Origin of the sequence: Bacillus sp. FSL K6-1145, from assembly GCF_038003425.1 — a bacterium.
GTDB classification, from domain to species: domain Bacteria; phylum Bacillota; class Bacilli; order Bacillales; family Bacillaceae; genus Bacillus; species Bacillus pumilus.
The window spans coordinates 3,480,770-3,501,706 of sequence record NZ_JBBOPC010000001.1 but is presented as its reverse complement, the minus strand read 5'-3'; the positions used below and the strand labels follow the sequence as shown (position 1 = coordinate 3,501,706).

Sequence of the window (20,937 nt, the reverse complement as noted above, 5' to 3'; positions counted from 1 at the left end):
CTCTGGCAATTAGAGAGGAAAAAGACCTACTTTCATTTGGTGATGTGTTGAATGGTTCTTTAGGGTGATTTTTTTGGGTGTCTTTTTATTTATAATGAGGACATATAAAATCATCCATTTGTACGTTAAATTGGGAGAAAGGGGTGCGAAAGTTGGATTCTAGTCAAACGCTGGCACTCGCTCAAAAGTTTCAGGAAGCAGCTGATGAGATTCGGCAGTCAAAGCAGCTGCTGGAGAATCGGCTCAAGGCAGTAGGATCAGGCTGGCAGGGAGAAGCAAGGAATAAATTTGATCAAAGCTTTGAGGAAACAACGGCACGCTATGATCAATTCGAAAAGGACTTGCTTGAAACAAGTCAGGAACTGCGCGATGCAGCGGTCAAAATCGAGGAACGGAAAGCTGAAATAGCCAGAATGGAAGAGCTTGAGCGAAAGAGACGAGAAGAACGGAGAGAAAGAAACCGAGAAGGGAGATGATGTGATGGCACGTGACATAGTGGTTGATCCAGATCAGCTGACAGGGCTTGCGAATGATGTTGTAGGCGAACTTTCTACCATTGAAACGAAGCACCGCGATTTACATAGTGAACTGGATGGTCTCATTTTAGGCTGTGATCCTCGGTATAGTAGCTGTTTTTCAGGCGTCGGGGATGCATGGGGAGCAGGACAAGCATTGATCAGTAAATTGAGCAGTGATGATATTACGATTCGTCATGCAAAAGATAAAATGGTCGAAGCAGACGATATTTTACGGAAATTGTACAGTATCTATGATCAATATGGTACACTCACGAGCTTAGCTGGTATTGTGATGATGCAGGCGAAATACTACGGGCTTGGGATGACGACTTTCATTAAAGACAATGGCCGTTATGCAGCGCAGCATTCAAAGCTGCTGCTTGATCTGACCAGCCGGGTAGAAGGAACGAGATTTGACCGGCTAGCAAGGATTTGGCTGAGTAATAAAGAATTATTAAAACGATCAAACTGGTCGATGGCTGATTTGGTCCATAAGAAATTCACAAAATTTTATCCTGACGATACAGTTGCATTCACGAATAGTGTCCGTGACTTTACAAAAGGAAGTATCAATTGGAAGGACACGGCTGCGATCAAGTCTGTTTTGAAAAATGGATCAAGATTCGCGAAAGGAAATGCCATCATTGCAACGGTTGTCACTGGCGCAACGGAAACGGTCGGCTGTGGTTTGAAAATTGCTGAGAACTATGCAGAATTCGGTGATCAGCCAGAAGTCCTGAAGCGTGAAAATGCTAAGGCTGTTGGAAATGCAGTGAACAATACGGTCTTTATCGCTGGCGGGTCTGTCGCAGGTGCCGTTGTCGGAGGAGCTCTTGGAAGCTTTGCAGGACCGATTGGAACCGTCGTTGGAGGAGCCATTGGTTCCGCAGTCGGTGGATTTATAGGAGAAAAAGTTGCCAAGCTGACATCAGGCTTTGCTGAGCAGGTTGCAGTGAAATTAAAGGACCCAATTCATGCGGTCGTGGATAAAGGGAAACAAGCATTCGAGCTGGCGGGTAAAGGTGTGAAGGCAGTTAATGACACCATTGATCATGCAAATCAGGTGATACATAAAGGGATAGAAAAAACAAAAGAAACCGCAGATTCGCTCATAAAAGGTGCAGGCGATTTCTTTAAGGGTGCATTTTCTTTTGGATAAGGAGAGATCAAGTTGGATCAGCTAAGTCTAAGTATTGAGGAACTCATCTTTAGTTTTTACAGTGAAGGCTATTTTGAACAGGGCATGTCCTTAAAGGAAGCCTATTATCCTGATGTAGAGGACGAGCGCCTAGGGTTTTTATTTGAAATTGCATGCCGCTCTTTGCTCGCAAAAGGTGTACTTGAATTTCGAAACAGACAATATCGTTATAAAGCGGAATACCGTCATTTCATCCAGGCGATGAATGATGCATCTCACACCGTCAAGGCATCTCGATTTGGGGATGAAGATGAAGAAGTCAGTACCTCCTTTCACACGACACAGATGGGCGTATATGCGCACCATACACTTTATGATCAACAAGTCCATCAGATTCAAAAACTGAAAGATGACCAGCAGGCAGAGGAGCAAGTGACTGCCTTTTTCAATATACAGATGAGTGATCACCCTGCACCTGTCGTCACCCTGCAAGCAGAGGAATTTGAAAAGCTATTAGAGCAAGCAAGTGAGGCGAAGAATGAGTGGCCCTCCTTCCTTCATCGAGCAGAGAACGAAGAACTCGTGCAGGCATTTGTTTCTGATGTACAGACAAGAAAAGGAAAGATGGACTCCCTCATGAAGGTCGTCTACGACAAAAATAATACGCCTGATGTGGAATCCATGTTATTTGTCATTCCAGGTGAGAAACAGTCGTGGCTTGTGTCGGGAATAAAAGAAAATGAATTTCGCGTGGAGACGGCTCATAGAGACGGATTACGTTCTATATTCTAATGGAGAAAAGGAGAATGACGCTTGAATCCAAGTGAAGTAATAGAAGTGAGAAGCAGGGCCTTTTTAAGGGTATGGGCATTCTTAGCAACGGGCGGCTTCGGTATCATTGGTATTTGGTTGTTTTCAGAAGCTCTTACATTTGAATCGAATTATACATTGTTTTTATTTTTAGGCGGACTATTAGGCATTGTCTATGGCTTGATCTCTTTTTTGATGATTCTGCCGGCTTTTACGAAGAGGGGAAATGTGATTTTTCGCATTCAGCGCGGAAAAAATGGTGCTGTACTGTATCGAGAGCGGACGATCCCTTTTCATGACATTCAATCCATTGATATGCGCAGGCATCGGTACAGTGTAAGGGGATTTCTCTTCATGGATGTGCTCATTCGGAAAATGGATGGGAAATTGATCAAAATTCCAGCGTACAGTATTTTAGATGAAGAAGTATTCGAGCAAACCGTCAAACAAGAGATCTATCCATATTTAAATCAGGCAGCCCAAGAGAATTGGAGACAGCAGCATGGTCAGGTCGAAGAGCAGATCAATTAGATAGTATTTGCCAATATTCTAAAGGATGAGGCGCCACTTTTTCGAAGAAATCGTGTATGATGTCAGTAAAGACTGAACACTCGGAGAGGTGATGAGAGATGGATAAAGAGATGGTAATCGACCTCGTCACAGAACAAATGACACGGATTCGAAAAGAAAAGAATTATACGCAGGACCGCATGGCTGAGGTACTTGGTTTATCGAAACGGCATTTGCATCAGGTTGAAAAAAATAGGCTGCGCCTCAACTGGACGCAAACGGCGGCCGTATGTGCATTATTCAGAGATAGTGACATTTTAAAAGGGACACTAGGGGATGATCCGCTTGAGATTCTGGAAGTCGTGGCACATGATGAATTGCATCTATCGGTGGAACGGACAATCGGCGGAAAGGTTTGGTGGCGGACTTCTATCAAAAAAGGCACATTTCGTCTTCAGCAAAATGTGCTCAGTCAGCATTACCGCATCTTAGATGATGAGAATTATCGCTATTATAGTTCATTTAATAAAGAAGAAGCGAAGCGGCGGTTAGAGGAATTAAGTCAGCTGTCTTCTCCTTATTCTTAAGCAGCTGAAAAAGGAAAGAGAGGCACCCGATTAATAGGGGCCTCTCTTTTCTATGTTTTTTATACTTTTAGGGTGTTTTTCGCCCGAATAAAGGCAACAAGCTGTTTGATTTCTTCATCATTTAGGGGAACGCCGTCTACAAGAATGGTTCCTTCTTTTGCTTCCGTCAGTTCAATTTTGATGTCAGAGATTTTACGTTGTATCTCTGGCTCGTCCGTTCTACCAAGTAAAAAATCAATGGACGTATCATACAAATCAGCCAGGCGCTTCACTGCTTCAAGCGAAGGTCGTCGGTACCCAGATTCGTAACCGGCATAGGTGCTTTTGGCGATACCTAGGCGATCTGCCGTATGCTGGAGAGACCATTTTTTCTTTTTTCTAAGAGTGGTTAAACGATCGAGTATCATTACATGAACGCTCCTTTATATACAACAACAGTATATCATATTTTGTGATAGAATGTACGCGTTATGCGTAATAATTTCTTGATTAATTCGCGTTATGTGACTATAATGGCAATGAAGGTACGCGTAAAGCGTATATTATAGAATAGCACAAGCTAGCTTATAATATGTGTGACAAACGAAGTAATTTTACTGAAAGAGGTGGACCTGTTGAAGAAATTATTGCTTTTAACCACTGGTGGGACGATTGCATCTGTAGAGAGTGAAAATGGTTTGGCTCCAGGTGTTAAAGCTGAGGACCTTTTAAGCTATTTAAACGAAATTAATGCAGAGTACACAATGGACACAAAGTCCCTAATGAGTATAGATAGTACAAATATGCAGCCTGAATACTGGGTGGATATCGCAACAGCCATTTATGAAAATTATGATCAATATGACGGCTTTGTCGTCACGCATGGAACCGATACAATGGCCTATACATCAGCAGCACTATCTTATATGCTGCAAAATCCGGATAAGCCAATTGTCATTACAGGCTCACAAATCCCGATTACGTTCAAGAAAACAGATGCGAAGAAAAACATCACCGATGCGATTCGCTTTGCATGTGACGGCGTAGGCGGCGTGTATGTTGTCTTTGATGGCAGAGTCATTCAAGGGACACGCGCAATCAAACTAAGAACGAAAAGCTATGATGCATTTGAAAGTATTAACTATCCATATATTGCATCGATTGAAAACCATCAAATTGAATACAATAGCAAAGTAAAAAGATCGTCAATGAAACCGCTTAAATTAGATGCATCCTTAAACACTGACGTTTGTCTCTTGAAATTGCACCCAGGTCTAAAGCCTGAGTTCTTAGATGCAATCAAAGGTGTTTACAAAGGAGTCGTCATCGAAAGCTACGGCAGTGGCGGAATTCCTTTCGAAGGAAGAAACCTTTTAGAGAAAATCAACGAATTGCTCGAAGAAGGCATTTCTGTTGTCATCACAACTCAGTGTCTTGAAGAAGGAGAAGACATGAGCGTGTATGAAGTAGGACGTAAAATCAATCAAGAACTAGTGGCACGTTCACGAAACATGAACACAGAGGCCATCGTGCCGAAACTCATGTGGGCACTAGGTAAAACAACAGACCCAAGAGAAGTGAAAAAGATTATGGAAACGCCAATCGCAGAAGATTTAGTGATTTAACTATTCTATAGAAAGCAGGTCATATCAGATGGTTCAAGCAACTTATCGCTATGAGAAGGATTTTCTTGGAGAAAAAGAAATTCCGGCAGACGTGTATTATGGGGTTCAAACCCTTCGTGCAAAAGAAAACTTCCCGATAACTGGATATCGCATGCACGAGGAACTGATTAGAGCCTTTGCCATCGTGAAAAAGGCAGCTGCTCAAGCCAATATGGAAGTTGGACGTTTATATGAAGGAATTGGAAATGCCATCGTACAAGCCTCTGATGAAGTCATTGAAGGCAAGCTGCATGAGTACTTTATTGTAGACCCAATTCAAGGCGGCGCAGGAACGTCGATGAATATGAATGCCAATGAAGTGATTGGAAACAGAGCGCTAGAAATCATGGGACATCAAAAGGGTGAATACATCCATTTAAGCCCAAACACACATGTAAACATGTCACAATCAACGAATGACTCGTTTCCAACATCTATCCATATTGCTGTATTGAAGCAGTTAGACATTCTGCTTGAGACAATGCAAACGATGCAGGACGTATTCAAAAAGAAAGCGAAAGAATTTGATCATGTGATCAAAATGGGACGTACGCACCTACAGGATGCTGTTCCAATTCGTTTAGGACAGGAATTTGAGGCTTACAGCCGCGTGCTCAGCCGTGATATTAAGCGGATCAACCAATCAAAGCAACATTTATATGAAGTCAATATGGGTGCAACAGCTGTTGGGACAGGCCTAAATGCAGATCCTCGTTATATTGAGATCGTCGTGAAGAAGCTAGCCGATATTTCTGGTCTTCCGCTTGTAGGCGCAGAGCATCTCGTGGATGCAACGCAAAATACAGATGCTTACACAGAAGTGTCTGCTGCATTAAAAGTATGCATGATGAACATGTCTAAGATTGCCAATGACCTTCGCCTAATGGCTTCTGGTCCGCGTGCAGGTCTTGCTGAAATTGCATTGCCAGCTCGTCAGCCAGGATCATCCATTATGCCTGGGAAAGTCAATCCAGTCATGGCAGAGCTCATTAACCAAATCGCATTCCAGGTCATTGGGAATGACCACACCATCTGTCTTGCCTCTGAAGCAGGTCAGCTTGAGTTAAATGTGATGGAGCCTGTTTTGGTCTTTAACTTGCTTCAATCTATTAGTATAATGAATAACGGATTCCGTTCATTCACAGATCATTGCTTAGTGGACATTGAAGCAAATGAAATACGTTTGAAAGAATATGTCGAAAAAAGTGCAGGCGTGATCACTGCCGTGAACCCTCACTTAGGCTATGAAGCCGCGGCTAGAATCGCAAGGGAAGCCATTTTAACAGGACAATCGATCAGAGATCTTTGCTTGCAAAATGATGTGTTAACAGAAGAAGAACTTGATATTATTTTGAATCCATTCGAGATGACAAAGCCTGGCATTGCGGGTGCAGAGCTCCTAGAGCGATAATAATATCAAAAATTTTATTTTATTAATATGTAGAATTGCCTGTGAAATAGAGAAAAACAGGCAATTCACTTTCTTTCGAATTGACACACTTTTTTCACAATATTTTGAAAACGCTTAACGCACGCACAAAGGGAGGAAACACAATGAAATCACCACGTCTGCCGTCTATTTTAGAAGTCGTGTTTGTACTTGGCTTGTTTTTAGCAATTGTTTTATCTTTTACTCTTTATTTCAAATTGGATATTCAACTGGCATTGTTTATCTCATGGTTTATGGTCATTGCTTTAGGTATTCGATTAGGACATTCATACAAAGACCTTCAAAACGCCATTACAAAAGGGATATCGAATGGTTTAGAGGCTGTTTTGATTTTAATTGCAGTAGGTGCACTTGTTGGAACATGGATTGCCGGCGGAGTGGTACCAACATTAATTTATTACGGACTGGAATTTATTCATCCTAATATTTTCTTACTAGCTACGCTGATCATCTGTTCCATTATGTCTGTTGCTACAGGTACATCATGGGGTACAGTTGGAACTGCAGGTATTGCCATGATTGCAATTGGTGAAGGATTGGGAATTCCATTACCTATCGTGGCTGGAGCCGTTTTATCTGGAGCCTATTTTGGTGATAAGTTATCTCCTTTATCTGATAGTACGGTGCTCGCTTCCTCACTTTCAAAAGTGGACGTGCTCGCACATGTTAGAGCGATGATGGTCTTATCCATTCCTGCCTTTGTTATTACAGCCATTATGTTTACAATCACCGGATTTATGTATGGCGGAAAAAATATTGATCAAGGCAAAGTAGAGTTTTTGAAACAAGCACTGCAGGACACATTCACCATTAATATTTGGATGATTATTCCGGCGTTGATTGTTGTACTATTACTTGTCTTGAAAAAACCTTCAATGCCTGTTATTGCTATTGGTGCACTTCTTGGCGCTGTCTGGGCAATGGCATTCCAGGGAATGAATCCAGCCGATGCACTTGGTACAGCTTATAATGGTTTCTCTATTAATTCAGATGTTGATTTCTTAAATACGCTGTTAAATCGTGGCGGTATTGTCAATATGTTAGGATCTCTAGTGGTGATTATTCTCGGACTTGGTTTCGGTGGAGTACTTGAATACTTGGGCGTATTAAAAGTCATCGTCGCTACATTCGAGAAGAAATTGCATAATGCAGGAAATGTGACTCTATCAACACTTGTTGTTGCATTCTTCGCCAATATCTTTGGCTGTGCGATGTATGTATCATTAATTCTTACACCGAAAATTATGGAAAAGAGCTATGATAAATTAAAGTTAGACAGACGAGTTTTATCCAGAAACTCAGAGGTCGGTGGTACGCTGACGTCAGGAATGGTTCCTTGGTCAGATAACGGGATTTACATGGCGGGAATTCTAGGCGTATCGACATTCTCTTATTTACCATTTATGTGGTTGAGCTTTGTTGCCATCGCTCTTGCTATTATTTACGGATACACAGGGAAATTCATCTGGTACGTTAAGAATCCACAAGAATCAGAAGAATCAGCTTCATAAGCCGTTTACAAAAGCCGCTCCTCAACCGGGCGGCTTTTGTTTGTCCTAGGTCTGTATGACTATATGTGACATATAGCCAAGAATCAGGAATTAAGACCCCTTATAAAAGAGGTCTTAAGGGGTAATGTGAAGCGGAATGAAAGCATATTTATCCCATAAAAAGGGCACAAATCCCTATTCAAACATGAGTCTTTGAACCTTATAATAACAATATTGGAAAAAGTGCTATTCACCTTACGCTCGTTTAGAGGATCTCTAAGCAGCGTTTTTATTTTTTGTCAGGAGGAGGAACCCATAATGAGCTTATCGGATATGCTGTCTGCCCTAAACGGTGGCATTACAAGTAAAAAAGCAGAAATCGAAGAGAAAATCGCTCGACTGAAAAAGGCGAAAAGTAAGGTCGAACGTGAACAAGATGCGGCAGAGACAGACCTGAAGCAAATCAAGCAGCCAAAGCTTGGGACCTCTTGGAAAGGTGAGCGAAGCCAGGATTTCAAATCAGAGCGGAATGAAGCACATGATGCGCTGCAAACGATTGTGAACGACAAGTACCCACGCTACGTGAGCCGCATCGAATTCAAAATCAGTACGTTAGAAGCCGAACAAGCTGCGTTATCCTTTGCCAGTTCCTTAGCAGGAGACGCCGCACGTCTTGCTGAAAAAGGAGAAGACGCAGTAGAGGACGCCAAACGCTTGATCTCAAAAGCATGGAGCAGCTTATAAGCTACCTTCATGCTGAACAAATCTGGAGGATATCACGATGGGACAAATTAAGTTAAACTACCAAACAGTTATGGATCAACTAGATGAAGTCTCCCAAGCAGTCGAAGCATTAACGATCAAAAAAGCAGCAGATAAAGCAGGTGAAAACAGCCTTGAATTTGTGACCAAGTGGACGGCGCGCGAAGCAGAGGTGAACGAAATGGTTTCAAGTTTTAAAGAAGCCTTAATCAAAAATGTTCAGGACACGCGCTCTAATGTGAAAACCTTAAAAGAACAGGACGAAGCGATTGCGGCAAAATAATGGCAATCATTTTTCTAATGGGTTTCATGGGATGATACGAAATATAGTTCTAAGGGACCATATATAATTCGGGAAGTACGACCTTGTGTTATTCCGATTTTCTTCCAAACACGTCACTAAAAGGACACCTTTTCCCTATTTAAGACTGAGGCTTTTCACCTTATACTATACTTAATGAAAGCAAAACGATAGAAATGTCAGGTTTGGAAAAATCAAGTGAGTCGATCGTTTCCAAGGCTCTGATCTGTGCTTTCGTATGAGGTCCGATAGAGGTGGATGACATGAGTTTATCCGAGATGCTACACCATCTGCATATGGGAATTGAAAACAGACGTGCAGAATTTGATGACATGATCTCTCGGTTAAAGACAGCCAAAAGCAATATTCGAACAGAACAAGATCTTGCGCAGTCAGACATAAAGGAAATCAAGAAACCTGCTCTAGATTCGTCATGGAAAGGTGAGAGAGGAACCGACTTTCATCGCCATCGAAAAGATGCCTATCATGTAATGCATGACATCGTGAACAATGAGTATGAAAAATATATCGCCGAGATTGATCAAAAAATATTGCACTTTGAATTAAAAAAAATGGAGCTGGCTGTTGCCAGTAACTTTGCCGGAAGAGCCCAGGACGTGATGGAAAAGGGTGAGGATTTTGCACTCGATGTTAAACATCTGATTGAACGGGGCTGGAAGGCTCTTTAAAATAATAAAAACAGCCATCTCATCAGCGAGCGGCTGTTTTTTTGTTTAGTCACATCCACCACCACTATCCCCGGAATCTCCCCCGCAGGAGGCATCAGAAGCGTGATGAGTATAAGAATCAGTATAGGTACTTGTTGTTGAACTGTGATGTAAAGAACGCTTCGCAGACGTACGTTGATCCTTTGATGTGAATAAATGGGCGATGATTGCTCCTAAAGAAGCCAATATCATAATAACAACAAACATAAAAGAACCCATGATGCATCCCTCCTCTTGTTTCCTATTCATACGAATGAGCCATATCGTGGTTCCCGATTTGAAAGAAAAACTGGGCAAAGAGTTCTACTTTCGTTTATGATGATAGGCAAAAGTAAATGCCAAGGGAGGAGAGCCTATGCTATCTCTACGTCAGGAGGAGCTGCTGAAACGACTGATGCAAGCGGAACAGGAACTGACTAGTGAAGAAATTGCCCGCATGATTGGCGTCACATCAAGAACGATCCGAACAGATATGAAAGCGCTTAAATATATTTTGGATGAACATGGGGCCGTACTACATATCAAACGCGGGACAGGGTATACATTGACCGTCGAGGATTATGGGTCTTTTCGTACATTTTTGAAAAAGTCGTTGAGAGAAAGAAACGAAAAAAAGGAGCAGACCATACCCAATCAGCCTGAGGACCGTGTAGCCCATCTATTGAAAAGGCTGCTTCTGTCAGAAGACTATATTAAGTTAGACGCGCTCGCAGACGAATTATTTGTGAGTGAATCGACAGTGAAAAATGATTTGAAAGCGGTCAGACATTTGTTTTCATTACATGGCCTTTCTGTGTCACATCGTCCTAAATATGGACTGCAGCTGACAGGGGATGAAATGAAATTAAGATATTGTATGGCTGAGCATGTGTTTCAGCAAGCGCATGCGAACCCTGCGCTGTTACCTGAAGAAACGTATCAATTGATTCAGGATATCGTGCGTTCACGTACAAAAGTAAGCGGACTTCATCTGTCAGAAATCGGTTTAAGTAATTTAGTCACCCACATCGCCATTGCATGCAAACGAATTGAAGAGAAAAAACTGGTCATGATGCCAGAAACGGAATTAAAAGAGATTCAAGTGCAGCCTGTTTTCCAAGTAGCTCAACAAATGGCAGAGGATATTCGGCATGTCCTAGCGATTGATTTTCCATTATCTGAAATGGCGTATATTGCGATTCACTTGATGGGAGCGAAAATGATGGCATACGGAGATACCGGTCATACGCTATGTCATCTTCTAGACGAAGATCACTTTCGCTTCATCCACCAACTGCTTGCTTATGTAGAGGAGCACATGTCACTTGATATTCAATTTGATAAAGAATTAATCGTTGGATTAAGTCTTCATTTACGTTCCGCTATTCATCGTTTTAGGTACGGTATGAACATTCGTAACCCTTATTTAACGGACATTAAAAGGCATTATCCCATTGCATTTGAAGCTGGCGTCTATATGGGTAGGTGGCTGAGAGAAAAAGAGGGAATTGAGATTCATGAGGATGAGATTGGGTATTTGGCGCTTCATATCGGTGCTGCAATCGAGCGGACAAAATCACAGCATGTGAGAAAGAGATGCCTGATTGTATGTGCGACGGGTGTCGCCAGCAGTCAGCTCCTTCTTCATAAACTGACAGCGGCTTTTAGCGGAAAGCTGGAGATCGCTGGCACTGCAAGTGTTGGAGAAATTCCTTCGTTTGATTTGAGAAGCATTGATTTTATTATTAGTACCATTCCGCTTCAGAACACGTTGCCGGTACCAGTGATTGATGTACATACCATTCTAAGTGACGATGATATTGTGCGGCTGAAACGGTTTGTTCAGGGCGCGCAGGATACAGGGGTTTTGCGGTATGTGAGTCCGGCGCTGACATTTTTTCAGCAAGACCTTCAATCAAGGGAAGAGGTACTGCAATTTTTCGTAAACGTGCTCAAGGAACAGGATCGCATCCCGGAAGAGTTTGAACAATTATTGCTGGAAAGAGAGCAAGTGTCACCGACATCGTTCGGTCATTTGGTTGCGATCCCTCATCCGATGAAGCCGGCAACAGATGACACGTTTTGTGCGATCTGTACGTTGAAAAAACCGGTGCTGTGGGGTGAAAATCGGGTACAAGTCGTTTGTTTGTTAAGTATCCAGAAGACGTATCAAAAAGAATTGCAATCACTTTATCAATTTCTTGTACGGCTGACAGAGCGCAAGGAAGTGGTGGAGCAACTCATCAAGGCCGCTTCATTTGAGGAACTGACGGCGGCGCTTCAAGTATTGGAGCATCCGAATGAAAAAACGGGACACCCATTTCCGCATCTGTGAGGAAAAAGATTAGATGTTAATGAAAGCGCTTTTAAAATAACATCAAAAAGGAGGATGATCACGAGTTTTTGCAAAGGGGGAGACAGATCATGAGCTTCAAGGAGAAAGCGGCAGACGTCATGGGGAATGTGGCTTATCGCATCACGAATCAGAAGTATATTATGGCGATTAAACAGGCATTTGTCACACTGATGCCAATCATCATTACAGGGGCTTTTGCTGTATTGGTGGCAAATATGATCATGAGCCCGGAAACAGGGCTTGCTCATTTTGAGATGTTCAGATTTTTAGCGGAGCTTCAGCCAATTATGAAGGCAATCAATTATGCCACGCTGAACTTTTTAACGATTGGGGCTGTGTTCCTCATTGGGATAGAGCTTGGGAAAATCAACGGGCACAAGTCCCTGTTCCCAGGGCTGATGGCATTGATTTCATTTATATCTGTTATTCCAACGACACTTCTTCTTGAAGTGGATGGATCGATGCGTGAGGTTGTAGATGTACTGGCAAGGCAATTTTCCGATCCAAAAAGTTTATTTTTAGGGATGATCATTGCGATCGTATCTGTGGAAATTTTTTGTAAGCTGACCAAGGTGAAATGGCTGCAAATCAAGATGCCAGATTCTGTTCCATCGAATGTGGCAACATCTTTTTCATCACTTTTTCCTTCGATCATTACGATTACGATCATTAGTTCATTCGGCTTTGCATTTCACCGTTTGACAGGCATTTATTTGCATGAAGCAGTGTATAACGTGGTGCAACGCCCGCTAGAAAGTGTCGTACAGGGTCTACCGGGGATTTTAACGTTGATGTTTGTGGCGCAATTCTTCTGGGTGATCGGCATCCATGGCAACCAGATGATCAAACCGATCCGGGAGCCGCTCTTATTAGGATCAATTGCAGTGAATATGACAGCATTTCAAGAAGGAAAAGAGATTCCGAATATCATCACGATGCCATTTTGGGATGTGTATATGAGCATCGGTGGTTCAGGTGTGACCATTGGGCTTTTGATTGCGATTTTTATTGCTGGAAGAAGGGAAGAGATGCGAAGTATTGCCAAGCTCTCATCTGGGCCGGGCCTCTTCAACATCAATGAACCCGTTATTTTTGGCTTGCCCGTCATGTTAAACCCTGTGATGGCAATTCCATTTATCGTCACACCACTTGTGACAGGAACGATTGGTTACATTGCGACAGCTACAGGGTTTGCTGGAAAAGCCGTCGTGATGGTGCCGTGGACGACACCACCGATTGTGAATGCATGGCTGTCCACCGCTGGCAGCATGGGGGCTGTCATCACACAGCTCATCTGTATTGTGGTCGCAGTCTTCATCTATTTGCCATTTGTCCTCTTGTCTAACCGCAAACCAGAAGCGGCACCAGATTCAGAATAAAAGGAGAGGCATGAATGAATATGCAATGTAGGTGGTTATGATCCCATTTCACTTGACCGTAAATATACGAAAAAAGGGCAGGAAGTCTCGATATGGGGGCAATTGTGAAGGCTATGTATTTGCAAGGAATTTGGGAAGGACTTCTCGTTCAAACGAGGAAAGGGAAGGTGGCGACATGAACAGAATCGAGATTCCAAGAGATTTTATCCTAGGTGCTGCGGCCTCTGCTTGGCAAACGGAGGGATGGAAGGGAAAGCAAGCGCATCAGGACTCGTACATCGATTTATGGTATAAGAACGGGTATCACGTTTGGCACGAAGGATATGGCCCGGCTGGTGCGACGAACTTTTACGAGCGCTATCCAGAAGATGTAGCTCTCATGAAAGAAATCGGTCTGACTCATTATAGGACATCGATCAATTGGTCGAGGTTTCTCATCGATTACGAGAAGGGGATTGTGGATGAAGCATATGCCCGTTACATTGATGATTTAGTCAATGAATTAATCGCAGCAGGTGTAGAGCCGATGTTTTGCTTAGAGCATTATGAGCTTCCAGCCGTGCTGCTTGAAAAGTACGACGGATGGTCATCAAAGCATGTCGTCGAGCTGTTTGTTCTCTATGCGGAAAAGGTGTTCGAGCGATATGGAGACAGGGTCAAGCATTGGTTTAGCTTTAATGAACCGATTGTTGTCCAAACACGCGTGTACCTAGATGCTATACGTTATCCCTTTGAGCAAAATACGAAGAAATGGATGCAGTGGAACTATCATAAAGCGCTGGCAACAGCAAAAGTAGTGAAGCTGTTTCGGGAGATGGGATTGAAGGAATCAACAGGTGCAAAAATTGGGGTGATTCTCAATCCAGAAGTGACGTATGCAAGATCCTCTGCTCCGCATGATCAAGAAGCGGCACGGATATATGATTTGTTTTTCAATCGAATGTTCTTAGATCCCTCCATCAAAGGAGAGTATCCAGAAGAACTGCTTGATGTGTTAAAAAAGCATGAGATTCTTTTCGATGCGACAGAGGAAGAGCTTCAGGTCATCAAGAATCATACGGTTGATGTCGTTGGGCTCAACTTATACTATCCGCATCGTGTCAAAGCACCGAGTAAGGCGTGGAATGAGATGACACCATTTCACCCGTCTTATTATTACGATATGTTTGAGCTTCCAGGAAGAAAAATGAATCCATTCAGAGGATGGGAAATTTACCCGGACATTGTCTATGATATGGGCATGAGAATTAAAGAAGAATACGGAAATATTGAGTGGTTTGTGGCCGAAAACGGCATGGGCGTAGAAAAGGAAGAACGGTTTAAAAAAGAAGACGGTATCATTGATGACCAGTATCGCATTTCATTTATCAGCCAGCATTTGAAACGGGCACTTCAAGCGAAAGCAGAAGGCTCAAATTGCAAGGGCTATATGCTGTGGGCTTTTACGGATAATGTATCGCCGATGAATGCCTTTAAAAATCGCTACGGATTAGTCGAAATCCAGCTGGAAAATGAACGGAATCGTCAGTTGAAGGCATCAGCGTATTGGTACCAGACATTAATTAAAACAAGGGAACTGAAGGTCCAAACAGAAGTCAACTATCGATAGGAGTGTTGGGATATGAAACGAATCATTCTCGCTTGTGCCGCAGGAATGTCGACATCCATTGTAGTATCCAAAATGAAGGCAGCCGCAGAAGCGAAGGGGCTGGATTATGAGATATACGCCATACCTGAAGGGGCTATTGCGGATGAATTAGAAGAGCATGGAGAAGATGTGCAGGTGATTTTACTTGGACCGCAAGTAAGCTTTATGAAAAAGGCAGCAGAAAAAACAGCGGCACCTTACCAAATACCTGTTGATGTCATCAATGTGAGATTATACGGAACAGCGAACGGAGAAAAAATACTAGAGCATGCTCTGAAACTAGCAAATGAATCTTAAGTAATTGGAGGAGAAGCAGATGACGGTATTAGAGGAAATGCAGGGAGCAGCCTTTCAAATCATTGCTCATGCAGGCGAGGCAAGAAGTCATTATGTTGAAGCGATTCGTCTAGCAAGAGCTGATGATTTTGAAAAAGCACAGCAGTTGATTGAAAAAGGGGAGGAAGCGTTTCGAAGCATCCACAACCTGCACTTGTCGCTGATCCAAAAAGAGGCGGCAGGTGAGCAGCTTCCCTTTTCTTTACTGCTGATACATGCAGAAGATCAAATGCTCACAACAGAGACCATTCATCTGCTTGCCATCGAAATGATTGAAATGTGTAAAAAAATGAACACCCTGTCAAAATAGATATCAGGTAGTAACCAATTTCTGTTATAATCATTCGATAGATAGAGAGAAAGCAGGATTGGTGAATGAAAAAAACATGTATGTTGATTGCGGTTGGTCTTGTGGCGCTGCTCATTTCGGGCTGTATGGAAACGAAGGAGCAAACGGAAGGAAACCAGCAAGTAGTCAAAGAGGAAAAGGGTCAATTACAAGCAAAAGAAACAAAACAGATTCAGCAGAAAGAAGAGGCAGAGATAGATACACAAAACTGGATTAAGCAAAAGGAACCGGTAGAGCTTCCGATTTTGATGTATCACAGCATCTCCAGCGGTAACTCGCTTCGTGTACCAAAGAGCGAGTTTGCGGCTCATATGAAATGGCTGAAGGACAACGACTATGTCACGCTGTCGCCAGAAGAAGCGTACCGCGTCTTCACAACAAATACGAAGCCAAGTGAAAAGTGTGTCCTTATTACATTCGATGATGGATATACCGATAACTATACAAAGGCATTTCCGATTTTAAAGCAGTATGGAATGAAGGCAACGATTTTCATGATTGAGCAATCCATTGGCCGTCCGAACCACTTAACGGATGAACAAATGGATGAAATGATGGCAAATGGGCTATCGATTGAGAGTCATACTATTCATCATTTAGAGCTCAATCGTTTATCAAAGAAGCAGCAGAAAGAGGAATTAAAAGGGTCAAAGGCATTCTTTGATCAACGTTTTTCTCAGCGTACGAGAATGATCAGCTATCCTGTCGGGCGCTATAACGAAGACACGCTAAAGCTAGCGAAGCAAGCCGGTTATCAAATGGCTGTCACCACTGAACCAGGACATGCGAAGAAGGAACAGGGCATGATGTCCTTGCACCGTGTTCGCGTGTCACCGGGACTTTCACCCGAAAGCTTTGGCAGGCTGGTAGAAGGGAAGTAACTATCAATGTTTCACATGAAACATTTTACGACAAGTTTCACGGTGATGATGGGTGAATCGACATTGGCGGTTCAAAAGCGAAACAGAACTTTCATGTAAATGGAAGTTCTGTTTTTTTATCATTCATCAAAAAATTTCATATGTGCTTTTTCTTGTTTGTAATAATCGATTCGATCTTTCATGGTACCTGTATGAAACTCAAATTTATGTCCGTCAGGGTCCGTAAAGTAGATCGACTGATGATCTTTTTCATCTCTTGGGCGACCTGGTAAGATGTTGACATTCAAATGTTTTAGCTTGTTGTACATGTGATCTATATCCTTTTCATCGATTGAAAAAGCGATGTGTGTGTAAGAGTGCTGGATGTCTTGACGAGGAATGTCCTTTTCCACATTCAGTGCAAGCCATAGCCCATTTAAATCAAAGTAAGCTGTTTTTTCTCCTTTTACTAATAAACTGGCGTCAAATACTTTTGTGTAAAAATCAATAGAGGTTTCTAAATCAGAAACAGAAAATAACAAATGATTCATTCCTTTTATCGACATCACATTCACCTCAAACTGTCATTTTAAAAAAGCCTGTAGATGGGGTCTACAAGCTTTTTTGTTTATTGATAAACGGGATAGCCCGTTATTTTAATATCTTTCCCTAGTGTTTCTACTGAGAGCTGATCCAGTTCAATGGCATCACTCATGAGACGTATGCCTTCCCCTCCGAAAAAGGAAGGAGACAGCCTTCCGCCAATGAGTTTAGGTGCCATATAAATGACCAATTTATCTACAAGCTGCTGTTCTAAAAATGAAGCATTGATCTGGCCGCCGCCTTCAATCATGAGGGAGGAGACATTTCTTTCTCCCAGCATTTGAAGTACTTCTTGCAGGGGCACCCGCGTCTCGCTGTCTGTTACAAAGACGCTGACGCCGGCTGCTTCTAAAGCGGCTCGTTTTTCCTCATCGGCTTGCTTTGTTGTAAAGATCCATGTTGGTGCCATCTGATCAGTGACGATCTTTGCTGTCAGCGGTGTTGATAGCTTAGAGTCTAAAACAATTCGAACCGGATGATGCCCATTTGGAATCCGTGCAGTTAGTGAAGGGTCGTCATGAATAACAGTTTGAGCACCGACCAAAATCGCATCATTGATGCTGCGGATATGATGAGCATCATAACGGGATGTCTCAGATGTAATCCATTTGCTGTCAGACGTAGCAGACGCAATTTTTCCGTCTAAGGTAATACCTGCCTTGAGCGTCACGAAAGGTGTTTTTTTCGTAATAAAATGATTAAACACTTCATTCATGAGAATGGATTCCTGCTCAAGCACGCCTGTAATCACTTGGATGCCAGCATCTTGTAAAATGGCGATTCCGCGGCCAGCGACAAGCGGGTTCGGGTCAAGTGCTGCCACGACAACGGTTTCGACGCCTGCTTTCACAAGTGCCTCCGCACAAGGACCTGTACGGCCATGGTGGGAACAAGGCTCGAGGGTCACATAAATAGTGGCTCCTTTTGCCTTGTCTCCAGCCATTTTAAGTGCATGAATTTCAGCATGTGGTTCACCGGCTTTCATATGAGCACCGACTCCAACAATTTCATTATCGCGCACAATCACAGCCCCGACGAGCGGGTTCGGTGATGTCTGGCCTTTCATTGCCCGTGCATTTTCTAGGGCTAGATTCATATATCGCTCATGATGTGGCAATCGTACGCACCTCTTGCTCCGCCTTCATGTGACCTGAGCGGTTGATTTTTGTCTGCAAGTATTTTTCATTAAATTCTGAGACATCACCCCAAAGCGGAATACGTCCAGAAAGAGATAAACCTGCATGGCTGATGGCATCTGTCTTTTTCGGATTATTGGTAATGAGTCTGACTGGCTTTGTACGAAGTGTTTGAAGAACCGCGATGGCTTCTTCATATTGACGCGTGTCATCTTCAAAGCCGAGTGCTTCGTTCGCTTCTACTGTATCGTAGCCGTTTTCTTGAAGGATATAAGCCATGGCTTTCGTGAAAAGTCCAATACCTCGGCCTTCATGGTTGGCTAAATAAAACAGGGCACCTGCACCATTGTCCTCAATCATTCGCATGGACTGCTTCAATTGGAATCCGCAGTCGCAGCGCTTGCTTCCGAAAATATCACCAGTGTGACAAATGGAATGCATGCGGATAAGAGCTTCGTCAGCGTGCTCGAAATCTCCATACACTAGCACGCTTGACTGCTGATGATCGGCAAGCTGGCGGGACGAGAGGCTTTCAATTAAAGCTTCATCTGACAATGGCTCTAACCCGTCGTCTTTTAACCATGAATACCAGTTGAACATCACCGTTCTACCGTCTAAATTCACTGGCAATTTAATGGGTCCAGTGATATATATATACCCGTCTTCTTGCTGTACTCGTTTGATTTTATCTTTTAAAATGGCTGTTTTAAGATCTGTGTGTTTGTCCATATTCTGCACCTTCTTTTTTGTCTGTTTCTTCAATCTGTAAACGAACGAGAACGCCAAATGGATCAACAAATTCGTTACTTTTCCCTATTGTTTTCACTTGAGTGCCTGCTTTTGTTAGGCGCTCGACGACGGACTGTCTGTCTGCTTCTTGTGGGAATACGAGTGTATAGCTTCTAATTCCTGAAAAACGTGGATCAATGGCTCCTTTTCGTCCGCGTCCCCATGCATTAAAGGCAAGGTGATGGTGGTATACACCAGCGGCGATAAATACGCTTGCTGGTGGAGCAATTCGGATATGAAAACCGAGCGTATTGACATAAAAGGAATCAGCTTCTTCTGGGTTCAGATGGAAATGTAAGTGTCCCATGACTGTCCCAGCCGGAAGTCCTTCCCACGTCGTATCAGCGGCTTCTTGCAGGAGACCATCTCCATCAAGAGGTGCATTTCCGCCACCTTTCAGTTCTCCATGCTCACCTACCCAAACGTCCTCAGGGCGATCAGCATATATTTCTACGCCAATGCCGTCAGGGTCACTTAAATAAATGGCTTCACTGAAAAAGTGATCGCTTGCTCCAATTAAAGGATAGCCTTTTTTGATCACATGTGCCAGCCATGTGCCCAGGTTTTTTCTGGTAGGTAATAAAACAGCAAAATGATAAAGTCCTGGCTCATGATCAGGTTTCTCCTTGAGCTGTGCATCTTCTTTTAACAAAAGGATTGGTTCCTTTGCATTGCTTCCAAGAGTGACGGTGGATTCCGTCTGTTCTAATAAAGTAAAACCTAAAATGTCTGTATAAAAAGGCAAAGAACGCTCAAAGCTGGACACATGTAATTCTGTTACACCTAATCTTACCTGCTCTATTGTATTCAAAGCTCGGTCATCTCCTTCATGTTATATGCATCTGCATGTTCAATGGTTTATTGAAAATCTATAAAAATGAATACCTTGTTACTTAAAGTAACTAAACTATATAATAGTTAGTAACTTATTTCAAGTAATTAATTATGTTATAATGAAAAAAAGAGAGAAAAGCGGGAGGGAGTAAGGTATGGCTCAAGTAGATGGCTGCCCAATCACAGATGCCATGGAGATTCTAGGCAAGAAGTGGGTCATTCTCATCATCAATCAGCTTCTGACAGGCCCTAAGCGTTTCTGTCAGCTTGAAAATGAAATGAACATCAGCGGCAGATTATTATCTGAAAGGCTGAAGGATTTAGAGGCTGAAGGACTCGTTGAGAAGAACGTATACCCTGACATTCCAGTACGGATTGAATACGAATTAACAGCGCAAGGGAAGAAAATAGAGCCGATTATTCGTGAAATGTATGCTTGGTCTTTAGAACGTAAAAATAGCAAAAAAGGGGAACATGTTCCTTCCTAATCGATTTCGATCAGTCTGTCTGATCGAAATTTTTTTGTGCGATTTTCCAGAAATCTAAGTCAATAGTATGAAAAATGATGTTGACAATAAATTCACTCATCATATAAGATCAAGAAGAAGAGGGTTCTTTTCCCTGTAATGGAATGGAGGTCATGCCATGGTATCATGAATGGGACAGATTGCCTAAAACACGTGTCAAACCATCATTTAGAAACAGACATCTTTGGCTTTTAGGAAGCAAAG

24 protein-coding genes are annotated in these 20,937 nt (G+C 42.7%); 18 read left to right on the top strand and 6 right to left on the bottom strand.

What is annotated here, in order from left to right:
* The first annotated feature begins 152 nt into the window (after positions 1-152).
* The 5 genes from MHH41_RS17840 (at position 153) to MHH41_RS17820 (ending at position 3,563) form a co-directional block, all read left to right on the top strand.
* Positions 153-476, top strand: a complete 324-nt coding sequence (locus MHH41_RS17840; protein WP_034321782.1) for a WXG100 family type VII secretion target — start codon at positions 153-155, stop codon at positions 474-476.
* Positions 477-480: 4 nt separating this feature from the next.
* Positions 481-1,677 carry a DUF6861 domain-containing protein gene (locus tag MHH41_RS17835; protein WP_339206347.1) on the top strand — a complete coding sequence of 399 codons (1,197 nt, stop codon included), beginning with the start codon at positions 481-483 and terminating at the stop codon, positions 1,675-1,677.
* 12 nt (positions 1,678-1,689) lie between these two features.
* Positions 1,690-2,448, top strand: coding sequence for a hypothetical protein (locus MHH41_RS17830; protein WP_310425203.1), 759 nt, complete (start codon positions 1,690-1,692; stop codon positions 2,446-2,448).
* A gap of 21 nt (positions 2,449-2,469) precedes the next feature.
* Positions 2,470-2,997, top strand: coding sequence for a YfjD family protein (locus MHH41_RS17825; RefSeq protein ID WP_050944560.1), 528 nt, complete (start codon positions 2,470-2,472; stop codon positions 2,995-2,997).
* A gap of 98 nt (positions 2,998-3,095) precedes the next feature.
* Complete coding sequence (locus tag MHH41_RS17820) at positions 3,096-3,563, top strand: helix-turn-helix domain-containing protein (protein WP_003214797.1); 468 nt, start codon at positions 3,096-3,098, stop codon at positions 3,561-3,563.
* A gap of 59 nt (positions 3,564-3,622) precedes the next feature.
* On the opposite strand, the gene MHH41_RS17815 is transcribed toward MHH41_RS17820, so the two are convergent.
* Positions 3,623-3,970: a helix-turn-helix domain-containing protein gene (locus MHH41_RS17815; protein WP_003214932.1), complete on the bottom strand. Its 348-nt coding sequence runs from the start codon at positions 3,968-3,970 to the stop codon at positions 3,623-3,625.
* Between the two features lie 207 nt (positions 3,971-4,177).
* Between MHH41_RS17815 and MHH41_RS17810 the strand changes: the two genes are divergently transcribed.
* The 6 genes from MHH41_RS17810 to MHH41_RS17785 all read left to right on the top strand — a co-directional run bounded on the left by MHH41_RS17810 (position 4,178) and on the right by MHH41_RS17785 (position 9,898).
* Positions 4,178-5,167, top strand: a complete 990-nt coding sequence (locus MHH41_RS17810) for an asparaginase (protein ID WP_003215391.1) — start codon at positions 4,178-4,180, stop codon at positions 5,165-5,167.
* Between the two features lie 28 nt (positions 5,168-5,195).
* Positions 5,196-6,617: an aspartate ammonia-lyase gene (gene aspA, locus MHH41_RS17805; protein WP_050944559.1), complete on the top strand. Its 1,422-nt coding sequence runs from the start codon at positions 5,196-5,198 to the stop codon at positions 6,615-6,617.
* Positions 6,618-6,760: 143 nt separating this feature from the next.
* Entirely contained in the window at positions 6,761-8,167 is a 1,407-nt protein-coding gene (nhaC, locus tag MHH41_RS17800; RefSeq protein WP_044140314.1) for a Na+/H+ antiporter NhaC, read from the top strand.
* 297 nt (positions 8,168-8,464) lie between these two features.
* Complete coding sequence (locus tag MHH41_RS17795; protein WP_050944558.1) at positions 8,465-8,890, top strand: YwqH-like family protein; 426 nt, start codon at positions 8,465-8,467, stop codon at positions 8,888-8,890.
* 37 nt (positions 8,891-8,927) lie between these two features.
* Positions 8,928-9,191 carry a YwqI/YxiC family protein gene (locus MHH41_RS17790; protein WP_050944557.1) on the top strand — a complete coding sequence of 88 codons (264 nt, stop codon included), beginning with the start codon at positions 8,928-8,930 and terminating at the stop codon, positions 9,189-9,191.
* Between the two features lie 281 nt (positions 9,192-9,472).
* A complete protein-coding gene (locus tag MHH41_RS17785; protein ID WP_003214784.1) occupies positions 9,473-9,898 on the top strand; it encodes a YwqH-like family protein in 426 nt (141 codons plus the stop codon).
* A gap of 45 nt (positions 9,899-9,943) precedes the next feature.
* Here MHH41_RS17785 and MHH41_RS17780 read toward each other — a convergent pair whose 3' ends face one another.
* Entirely contained in the window at positions 9,944-10,156 is a 213-nt protein-coding gene (locus MHH41_RS17780) for a hypothetical protein (RefSeq protein WP_340866613.1), read from the bottom strand.
* A gap of 136 nt (positions 10,157-10,292) precedes the next feature.
* On the opposite strand from MHH41_RS17780, the gene MHH41_RS17775 reads away from it, so the two are divergent.
* The 6 genes from MHH41_RS17775 (at position 10,293) to MHH41_RS17750 (ending at position 16,865) form a co-directional block, all read left to right on the top strand.
* Positions 10,293-12,251, top strand: coding sequence for a BglG family transcription antiterminator (locus MHH41_RS17775; RefSeq protein WP_340866612.1), 1,959 nt, complete (start codon positions 10,293-10,295; stop codon positions 12,249-12,251).
* Between the two features lie 89 nt (positions 12,252-12,340).
* Positions 12,341-13,651: a PTS sugar transporter subunit IIC gene (locus tag MHH41_RS17770; protein ID WP_050944554.1), complete on the top strand. Its 1,311-nt coding sequence runs from the start codon at positions 12,341-12,343 to the stop codon at positions 13,649-13,651.
* 175 nt (positions 13,652-13,826) lie between these two features.
* A complete protein-coding gene (locus tag MHH41_RS17765; protein WP_340866611.1) occupies positions 13,827-15,260 on the top strand; it encodes a glycoside hydrolase family 1 protein in 1,434 nt (477 codons plus the stop codon).
* A 12-nt stretch (positions 15,261-15,272) separates the two neighbouring features.
* A complete protein-coding gene (locus tag MHH41_RS17760) occupies positions 15,273-15,596 on the top strand; it encodes a PTS sugar transporter subunit IIB (protein ID WP_050944552.1) in 324 nt (107 codons plus the stop codon).
* A gap of 19 nt (positions 15,597-15,615) precedes the next feature.
* Positions 15,616-15,945, top strand: a complete 330-nt coding sequence (locus MHH41_RS17755) for a PTS lactose/cellobiose transporter subunit IIA (RefSeq protein WP_024423898.1) — start codon at positions 15,616-15,618, stop codon at positions 15,943-15,945.
* 65 nt (positions 15,946-16,010) lie between these two features.
* Positions 16,011-16,865 carry a polysaccharide deacetylase family protein gene (locus MHH41_RS17750; protein ID WP_408732766.1) on the top strand — a complete coding sequence of 285 codons (855 nt, stop codon included), beginning with the start codon at positions 16,011-16,013 and terminating at the stop codon, positions 16,863-16,865.
* A 119-nt stretch (positions 16,866-16,984) separates the two neighbouring features.
* On the opposite strand, the gene fosM is transcribed toward MHH41_RS17750, so the two are convergent.
* The 4 genes from fosM to MHH41_RS17730 form a co-directional block, all read right to left on the bottom strand.
* On the bottom strand, positions 16,985-17,410 hold the full coding sequence (gene fosM, locus MHH41_RS17745; RefSeq protein ID WP_226804446.1) for a FosM family fosfomycin resistance protein: 426 nt from the start codon (positions 17,408-17,410) through the stop codon (positions 16,985-16,987).
* Between the two features lie 62 nt (positions 17,411-17,472).
* Positions 17,473-18,564 (bottom strand): bifunctional diaminohydroxyphosphoribosylaminopyrimidine deaminase/5-amino-6-(5-phosphoribosylamino)uracil reductase RibD, encoded by a 1,092-nt coding sequence (gene ribD, locus MHH41_RS17740; RefSeq protein ID WP_268459120.1) that lies wholly within the window; start codon positions 18,562-18,564, stop codon positions 17,473-17,475.
* Positions 18,551-19,312 carry a GTP cyclohydrolase II gene (locus MHH41_RS17735; protein WP_003215082.1) on the bottom strand — a complete coding sequence of 254 codons (762 nt, stop codon included), beginning with the start codon at positions 19,310-19,312 and terminating at the stop codon, positions 18,551-18,553. Before MHH41_RS17735 ends, ribD begins: the two co-directional genes overlap by 14 nt.
* Complete coding sequence (locus MHH41_RS17730) at positions 19,290-20,183, bottom strand: VOC family protein (RefSeq protein ID WP_340866609.1); 894 nt, start codon at positions 20,181-20,183, stop codon at positions 19,290-19,292. The genes MHH41_RS17735 and MHH41_RS17730 overlap by 23 nt, the downstream gene beginning before the upstream one ends.
* A 178-nt stretch (positions 20,184-20,361) precedes the next feature.
* Here MHH41_RS17730 and MHH41_RS17725 point away from each other — a divergent pair, with 178 nt between their 5' ends.
* Positions 20,362-20,694: a winged helix-turn-helix transcriptional regulator gene (locus MHH41_RS17725; RefSeq protein WP_050944548.1), complete on the top strand. Its 333-nt coding sequence runs from the start codon at positions 20,362-20,364 to the stop codon at positions 20,692-20,694.
* Positions 20,695-20,937: the final 243 nt, after the last annotated feature.

What these genes read in the sequence shown, in the direction of transcription:
- MHH41_RS17835 (WP_339206347.1), top strand. Translation starts at nt 481, where the DNA reads ATGGCACGTGACATAGTGGTTGATCCAGATCAGCTGACAGGGCTTGCG.
- MHH41_RS17820 (WP_003214797.1), top strand. Translation starts at nt 3,096, where the DNA reads ATGGATAAAGAGATGGTAATCGACCTCGTCACAGAACAAATGACACGG.
- MHH41_RS17815 (WP_003214932.1), bottom strand. Translation starts at nt 3,970, where the DNA reads ATGATACTCGATCGTTTAACCACTCTTAGAAAAAAGAAAAAATGGTCT.
- aspA (WP_050944559.1), top strand. Translation starts at nt 5,196, where the DNA reads ATGGTTCAAGCAACTTATCGCTATGAGAAGGATTTTCTTGGAGAAAAA.
- nhaC (WP_044140314.1), top strand. Translation starts at nt 6,761, where the DNA reads ATGAAATCACCACGTCTGCCGTCTATTTTAGAAGTCGTGTTTGTACTT.
- MHH41_RS17795 (WP_050944558.1), top strand. Translation starts at nt 8,465, where the DNA reads ATGAGCTTATCGGATATGCTGTCTGCCCTAAACGGTGGCATTACAAGT.
- MHH41_RS17790 (WP_050944557.1), top strand. Translation starts at nt 8,928, where the DNA reads ATGGGACAAATTAAGTTAAACTACCAAACAGTTATGGATCAACTAGAT.
- MHH41_RS17785 (WP_003214784.1), top strand. Translation starts at nt 9,473, where the DNA reads ATGAGTTTATCCGAGATGCTACACCATCTGCATATGGGAATTGAAAAC.
- MHH41_RS17780 (WP_340866613.1), bottom strand. Translation starts at nt 10,156, where the DNA reads ATGGGTTCTTTTATGTTTGTTGTTATTATGATATTGGCTTCTTTAGGA.
- MHH41_RS17775 (WP_340866612.1), top strand. Translation starts at nt 10,293, where the DNA reads ATGCTATCTCTACGTCAGGAGGAGCTGCTGAAACGACTGATGCAAGCG.
- MHH41_RS17770 (WP_050944554.1), top strand. Translation starts at nt 12,341, where the DNA reads ATGAGCTTCAAGGAGAAAGCGGCAGACGTCATGGGGAATGTGGCTTAT.
- MHH41_RS17765 (WP_340866611.1), top strand. Translation starts at nt 13,827, where the DNA reads ATGAACAGAATCGAGATTCCAAGAGATTTTATCCTAGGTGCTGCGGCC.
- MHH41_RS17760 (WP_050944552.1), top strand. Translation starts at nt 15,273, where the DNA reads ATGAAACGAATCATTCTCGCTTGTGCCGCAGGAATGTCGACATCCATT.
- MHH41_RS17755 (WP_024423898.1), top strand. Translation starts at nt 15,616, where the DNA reads ATGACGGTATTAGAGGAAATGCAGGGAGCAGCCTTTCAAATCATTGCT.
- MHH41_RS17750 (WP_408732766.1), top strand. Translation starts at nt 16,011, where the DNA reads ATGAAAAAAACATGTATGTTGATTGCGGTTGGTCTTGTGGCGCTGCTC.
- fosM (WP_226804446.1), bottom strand. Translation starts at nt 17,410, where the DNA reads ATGTCGATAAAAGGAATGAATCATTTGTTATTTTCTGTTTCTGATTTA.
- MHH41_RS17735 (WP_003215082.1), bottom strand. Translation starts at nt 19,312, where the DNA reads ATGGACAAACACACAGATCTTAAAACAGCCATTTTAAAAGATAAAATC.
- MHH41_RS17725 (WP_050944548.1), top strand. Translation starts at nt 20,362, where the DNA reads ATGGCTCAAGTAGATGGCTGCCCAATCACAGATGCCATGGAGATTCTA.